We start from the raw sequence: 6,686 nt of genomic DNA, 5'->3' as shown, positions 1-6,686 counted from the left end.
TCCAGTCGCAGAACGAATGGATCGACGGCGCCATCGCCTATCAGAAGGAACATTTCCCGAAGATGCAGATGGTGACCAACCGTCTGGAGACCTATGACGACGCCAACACCGACCACAACAAGCTGAAGGAAGTCCTGACCACGTATCCGGACCTGAAGGGCATCGTCGGCGGCCCGATGCCGACCTCGGCCGGCGCCGGCCGTCTGGTGGCCGAACGCGGGCTGAAGAACAAGCTGTTCTTCTCCGGCACAGGTCTGGTGTCGGTGGCCGGCCAGTATCTGACCCAGGGCGACATCCAGTACATCCAGTTCTGGGATCCGGCGGTCGCCGGCTATGCCATGAACATGCTGGCGGTGATGGCGCTGGACGGCAAGAAGGACCAGATCAAGGCCGGCCTGAACCTGGGCCTGCCGGGCTACACCGCCCTGACCACGCCGCAGGGGGCCAAGGCCAACCTGCTGTACGGTCAGGGCTGGGTCGGCGTCACCAAGGAGAACATGGGCTCCTACGACTTCTGATGATCTGAAGGCGGGCGCCAGTGGCGAGGGACAACCATCGGCGCCCGCGTCTTCACCCTTTCCTCGAACCGCCGGGCGGAAGATATGTCGGACGGTTTCATCGAACTCCGGAACATCCGGAAGGTGTTTGCCGGCGTCGTGGCGCTGGACGCCATGTCGCTGGTCATCAAGCCCGGCGAGATCCATTGCTTGGCCGGCGAAAACGGGTCGGGCAAATCCACCGTCATCAAGATCATGTCCGGCGTCTATCAGCCGGATGGCGGCGAGATCCTGATCGACGGCCGGACGATGCCCGGCATGTCGCCGATCGAGGCCATCGCCCACGGCGTTCAGGTCATCTACCAGGACTTTTCCCTGTTCGGGAACCTGACGGTCGCCGAGAATCTGGCGATGAACGTCCATCTCGGCGAGAAGCGGCGCCTGATGAACTGGCGGCGCACCCGAGCCATCGCCCGCGAGGCGGTGGACCGGCTGGGCGTGGAGCTTGACCTCGATGCCGAGGTCGCCTCGCTGCCGACCGCCGGCAAGCAGCTGGTCGCCATCGCCCGCGCGCTGATGTCCGACGCCCGCCTGATCATCATGGATGAGCCGACCACGGCCTTGACCCGCAAGGAGGTCGAGACGCTGTTCCACATCGTCCGCGACATCCAGGCGCGCGGCATCGCCATCCTGTTCGTCAGCCACAAGATGCGCGAGATGCTGGAGATCAGCGAGCGCATCACCGTCATCCGCAACGGGCGCAAGGTGGCGGAGGGGCCGACCGGCGACTTCGACGAGGCGCTGATCACCCGCCACATGACCGGCAGCGACATCCTCAACGAACCCTACGTCTGGACCCCTCCGCCCGGCCCGCCGCTGGTGCCCCGGCTGGAGATCCGCGGCCTGACCGTGCCCGGCAAATGCGAGGATCTGACGCTGGCCATCCGGCCGGGCGAGATCGTCGGGCTGTCGGGCCTGCTGGGCTCCGGCCGCACCGATCTGGCCCTGGCGCTGTTCGGCATGGTCCCCGGCTATAAGGGTGAAATCCTGATCGACGGCGCACCGGTGCGGCTGCGCACGACCCAGGAGGCCATCGCCGCCGGCATCGCCTATGTGCCGGAGGACAGGCTGACCGAAGGGCTGTTCCTGCCGCAGAGCATCAAGCGCAACATGCTCGCCACCTCCTATGAGCGGCTGGCACCCAAGCTGGTGATCGACCGCAGCCAAGCGGAGGAGATGACGCAGGGCATGGTCCGCGCGATGCAGATCGCCACGCCCACCGCCGAGAAGCCGGTAATGCAGCTGTCGGGCGGCAACCAGCAGCGCGTGGTGCTGGCCCGCTGGCTGCTGACCGACGCCCGCGTGCTGATCCTGAACGGCCCGACGGTCGGCGTCGATGTCGGGTCCAAGGCGGAAATCCACGCCAAGATCCGGGAGCTGGCGCAGCATCACGGCCTTGCCGTCCTGATGATCTCCGACGACGTGCTGGAGCTGGTGCAGAACTGCAACCGCATCGTGCTGATGCATCGCGGGCGCTTCATCGAGGATCTGCCCGCCGCCGCCGTCACCGAAGAGACGGTCAGCGACCGGCTCAAGACCTTTACCTGAAGGAGGAACCGATGGCCCTGCTCCGCCGGTCGGAAACGGTCATCGCGGGCATCCTGCTGCTCGCCATGGTCCTCATCGGCACGATCAATCCCGCCTTCTGGCAGCTCGACAACCTGTTCAGCCTGATGCGCAGCAACGTCATCATCGGCATCATGGCGATGGGCGTGCTGCTGGTGCTGATCTCCGGCGGCATCGACGTGTCGTTCCCGGCTTTCGCCGTCGCCGCCATGTATCTGACGATCAAGGGGATGCTGGCGCTGGGATACAACGGCGTCGCCCTGCCCCTGCTGGCCGCCACCCTCATGGGGCTGGCGTTCGGCGCGGTGAACGGCTTCTTCGTCTACAAATTCCGCATGATCCCGCTGATCGTGACGCTGGGCACCAGCGCCATGGTGCGCGGTTTCCTGCTGGGCGTCGTCGGCACCAGCATGATCAACATCAACAAGATGCCGACCGCGCTGATCGACTTCGCCCGCACCGACGTGGTCAGCGTGACAAAGGCCGACGGCACCACCTATGGCCTGACGGCGATGGTGCTGATCTATCTCGGGCTGGCGCTCGCCATGCATCTGATGCTGCGCTACACCATGATCGGCCGCAGCGCCTATGCTTTGGGCGGCGATCCGGAGGCGGCGCGCCGTGCCGGCTTCGATCTGCGCAAGACCATCTTCTTCATTTACTGCGTCGCCGGCGCGCTGGCCGGTTTTGCCGGGCTGCTGCACAGCGGCATGATCTGGCTGGCCAACCCACGCGACTTCGTCGGGCTGGAGCTGGACGTGATCGCCGCGGTGGTGCTGGGCGGGGCATCGATTTTCGGCGGGCGCGGCAGCGTACTTGGCACCATGCTCGGCGTCTTCATGCTGGTGATGGTCAAGAACAGCCTGATCATCATGCATGTGGACACCACTTGGCAGCTTGTCGTCGTGGGTCTGATCGTCATCGCCGCGACCGCCCTGTCGGCGTGGCGCGACCGCCGCCGGGCGGCGTGAGGAGGCGGGAGCATGAAAACCCAAATGAACATCCGCAGCCTGACCAACCGCGACAACAACATCGTCCAGCTGCTGGTGATGACGGTGCTGATCTTCGCCGTGATGACGGCGCTCAGCCCTGACAAGTTCCTGCGCTACTATAATTTCGAGTCCATCACCTACATCTTCCCGGAACTGGGGCTGCTCTCCATCGCGATGATGATCGCCATGCTGACCGGCGGCATCGACCTGTCGGTCGTGGGGGTCGCCAATCTGTCGGGCATCCTGGCCGGCGTGCTGTTCCACAAGATGGCTGGGGCCGCCGGCATCGCCGACAGCAGCATCCTGACCGTCCTGCTGGGCGGGGTGATCGCGCTCGGCACCGGGCTGGTGGCGGGGACGGTCAACGGGCTGCTGATCACCCGGTTGGGCATCACGCCGATCCTCGCGACACTGGGGACGGGGCAGGTCTTCACCGGGCTCGCCATCGTGCTGACCGGCGGGCCGGCCATCGTCGGCTTCCCCACCGCCTGGGCCTTCCTTGGCAACGGCAAAATCCTGGGGCTGGCGACGCCCTTCGTGCTGTTCGCGGTGATCGCCGTGCTGATCGCCTTCGTGCTGAGCCGCACCGCGCTGGGCATCAACCTGATGCTGATCGGCACCAACCCGAAGGCGGCCCTGTTCGCCGGGCTGAAGCGGGAACGGATGGTGCTGTACAGCTACATGCTCACCGGCGTGCTCGCCTCGGTCGCCGGGATCATCCTGTCGGGGCGGACCAACGCGGCGAAGTCGGATTACGGCAACTCCTACCTGTTGCAGGCGGTGCTGATCGCGGTGCTGGGCGGAACCAACCCGGCCGGCGGGCGCGGAACGGTGCTGGGGATCACCATCGCAGTGGCGGCGCTGATGCTGCTGTCGAGCGGGTTCCAGATCCTGCGCTTCTCCAACCACCTGATCGACTTCATCTGGGGAGCGTTTCTTCTGCTGGTCATCGCCATCAACGCCTACAAGAACCGCACCCGCTAACCGGCTTCCAGGCCGGCTTCCGATAGGGAGGAAATCCCATGAGCGTCCGAACCGCAATCCATTTCCGCAAAAGCTTCTTCGGCGAGGCCGAGCGGCCGGTCGCCGAAGCACACGGCATGACCGCCAGCCTGTTCCGCTACGACAGCGGGATCGAGGCGGTGCGGCTGTCCAACCGGCGCGGGCATCTGGTGGTGCTGCCCTATTACGGCCAGATGGTGTGGGACGCCGTGTTCGACGGTGTCGACCTGACGATGTCGAACATGTTCGACATGCCGCGCCCAGCCAGCGAGATCGTCGGCACCTATGGCTGCTTCGCCTTCCATTCCGGGCTGCTGCGCAACGGCTGCCCCGGCCCGCAGGACAGCCATCTCCTCCATGGCGAGATGCCCTGCGCGCCGATGGATTCCGCCGGGCTGGAGGTGGGGGAGGACGACGAAGGCCCCTACATGGCCGTCACCGGCCGGCGCGAGTATGTGATGGGCTTCGGCGCCCATTATGTCGCCAAGCCGCGAGTGGTGCTGCGCCCCGGCGCCGCCCTGTTCGACATCGCGATGGCGGTGGAGAACCTGTCGGGTGCCGCCATGGACCTGATGTACATGTGCCACGTCAATTTCGCCTTCGCCGAGGGCGCCCGCATCGTCCAGCCGGCGCCCTTCACGCCGGAGGCGACGGCGGTGCGCACGGTGGTGCCGGCCCATGTGCCGCGCAGCCCGGCCTATGACGCGCTGCTGGCCGACCTCGCCCGCGATCCGGCGGTGATGGAGGTGCTGGACGAGCCGCACCGCTATGACCCGGAACAGGTCTTCTACATCCGCGGCCTGCGCACCGACGAGGAGGGCGGCACCGCGGTGATGATGCGGCGGCGGGAGGGCGACGCCTTCCACATCGCCTACAGCACGCGGGCGTTTCCCAAGACGGTGCGCTGGGTGCTGGTCAACAGCGACCAGAAGGTCTGCGCCTTCGCCCTGCCCTCCACCTGCGAGCCGGAGGGCTACAGCGCCGAGAGCGCCAAGGGCAATGTCCAGACGCTGGCCGGCGGCGAGACCCGGCGCTTCTCGGTGCGGCTGGGCTACCTGACCGCCGACGAGGCCGAAGCCGAGGAATGCGCCATCCGGGCGCTGTGAGTTAGGGCGCAGTGACAAGGAGATACCGAAGATGGGCAAGATCGCCGTGGTCGGCAGCAACATGGTCGACCTGATCACCTACACCGACCGCATGCCCGCCCCCGGCGAGACCATCGAGGCGCCGCGCTTCGAGATGGGCTGCGGCGGCAAGGGCGCCAACCAGGCCATCGCCGCCGCCCGGCTGGGGGCCGAGGTGATGATGGTCACCAAGGTCGGTGACGACATCTTCGCCGACAACACCATCCGCAACTTCGAGGCGTCCGGCATCGACACCCGCTATGTCGAGCGGGTGCCCGGCACCTCCAGCGGTGTCGCCCCCATCTTCGTCGAACCGTCGGGCGAGAACAGCATCCTGATCATCAAGGGCGCCAACGCCCTGCTGTCGCCAGCCGACATCGACCGCGCCGCCGAGGATCTGAAGGGCTGCGACCTGATCGTCATGCAGTTGGAAGTCCCGCTGGAGACGATCTACCACACCATCGAGTTCGGCGCGCGGCACGGCATCGAGACCCTGCTGAACCCGGCCCCGGCGCCGAGCGATCTCGACCCAAAGCGGATCGAGCAGGTGACCTTCCTGGTGCCGAACCAGACCGAACTGGCGACCATCTCCGGTCTGCCGGTGACCTCGGAGGCGGAAGCCGAGACGGCGGCGCGCTCGCTGATCGGGCGCGGCATCCGCACGGTGATCGTCACGCTGGGCGCCCGTGGCGCGTTGCTGGTGACCAAGGGCGAGGAGACGCGACGGATCGAGCCGGTGCGGGTGACGCCGGTCGACACCACCGGGGCCGGCGACGCCTTCATCGGCAGCTTCGCGCGGTACTATGTGGAGAACCGCGATTTGGACGCCGCCCTGCACAAGGCGGTGCGCTATGCCGCCGACAGCATCACCCGGCCGGGCACCCAGAAATCCTATGCCAGCCGCGAGGCGTTCGAGGCCTTCTGCGCCAGCCTGTAAGCACCGGAGGGAGGACACGCCATGACACGCGCCGTGATCGGTGTCGATGTGGGGACCGGCAGCGCGCGGGCCGGTATCTTCGACCTTGCCGGCCGCCGGCTGGCCGCGGCCTCCCGCCCGATCCGGATGTGGAAGCCCGATCCGGAATGGGCGGAGCAATCCTCCGACGACATCTGGGCCGCCGTCTGCGCCGCGGTGCAGGAGGCGCTGGCCGCCTGCGCCGAAAAGCCGGAGGTGGTCGGCATCGGCTTCGACGCCACCTGCTCGCTGGTGGTGCTGGATGCCGCCGGGCAGCCGGTGACGGTCGATCCGGAGGGCGACGATTTCCGCAACGTCATCGTCTGGATGGACCATCGCGCCATCGAGCAGACCGACCGCATCAATGCCGGCGGGCATGAGGTGCTGCGCTATGTCGGTGGGCGGCTATCGCCGGAGATGCAGACGCCGAAGCTGCTGTGGCTGAAGGAGAGGATGCCGCAAAGCTGGAGGCGCGCCGCCCATTTCTTCG

Annotated in this window: 7 protein-coding genes; all 7 read left to right on the top strand. The window is 66.7% G+C overall.

The window, feature by feature from the left end; genetic code table 11:
- The coding region (locus I71_RS19675; protein WP_042696806.1) for a substrate-binding domain-containing protein at positions 1-518 on the top strand (518 nt) is incomplete at its 5' end.
- An 84-nt stretch (positions 519-602) separates the two neighbouring features.
- Complete coding sequence (locus tag I71_RS19670) at positions 603-2,105, top strand: sugar ABC transporter ATP-binding protein (protein WP_042696804.1); 1,503 nt, start codon at positions 603-605, stop codon at positions 2,103-2,105.
- 11 nt (positions 2,106-2,116) lie between these two features.
- Positions 2,117-3,094 (top strand): ABC transporter permease, encoded by a 978-nt coding sequence (locus I71_RS19665; protein WP_042696801.1) that lies wholly within the window; start codon positions 2,117-2,119, stop codon positions 3,092-3,094.
- Positions 3,095-3,106: 12 nt separating this feature from the next.
- The gene (locus I71_RS19660; RefSeq protein ID WP_042696798.1) at positions 3,107-4,099 is read left to right on the top strand and encodes an ABC transporter permease; all 993 of its coding nucleotides are present in this window, start codon (positions 3,107-3,109) and stop codon (positions 4,097-4,099) included.
- 38 nt (positions 4,100-4,137) lie between these two features.
- Positions 4,138-5,223 (top strand): aldose 1-epimerase family protein, encoded by a 1,086-nt coding sequence (locus I71_RS19655; protein WP_042696795.1) that lies wholly within the window; start codon positions 4,138-4,140, stop codon positions 5,221-5,223.
- 31 nt (positions 5,224-5,254) lie between these two features.
- A complete protein-coding gene (gene rbsK, locus I71_RS19650; RefSeq protein WP_042696792.1) occupies positions 5,255-6,178 on the top strand; it encodes a ribokinase in 924 nt (307 codons plus the stop codon).
- A 21-nt stretch (positions 6,179-6,199) separates the two neighbouring features.
- Positions 6,200-6,686: FGGY family carbohydrate kinase (locus I71_RS19645; RefSeq protein WP_042696790.1), on the top strand; the 487-nt coding region annotated here is incomplete at its 3' end.

It is taken from the genome of Azospirillum sp. B506 (assembly GCF_000333595.1).
Classification (GTDB): Bacteria; Pseudomonadota; Alphaproteobacteria; order Azospirillales; family Azospirillaceae; genus Azospirillum.
This window is presented reverse-complemented; position numbering and strand designations above follow the sequence as displayed.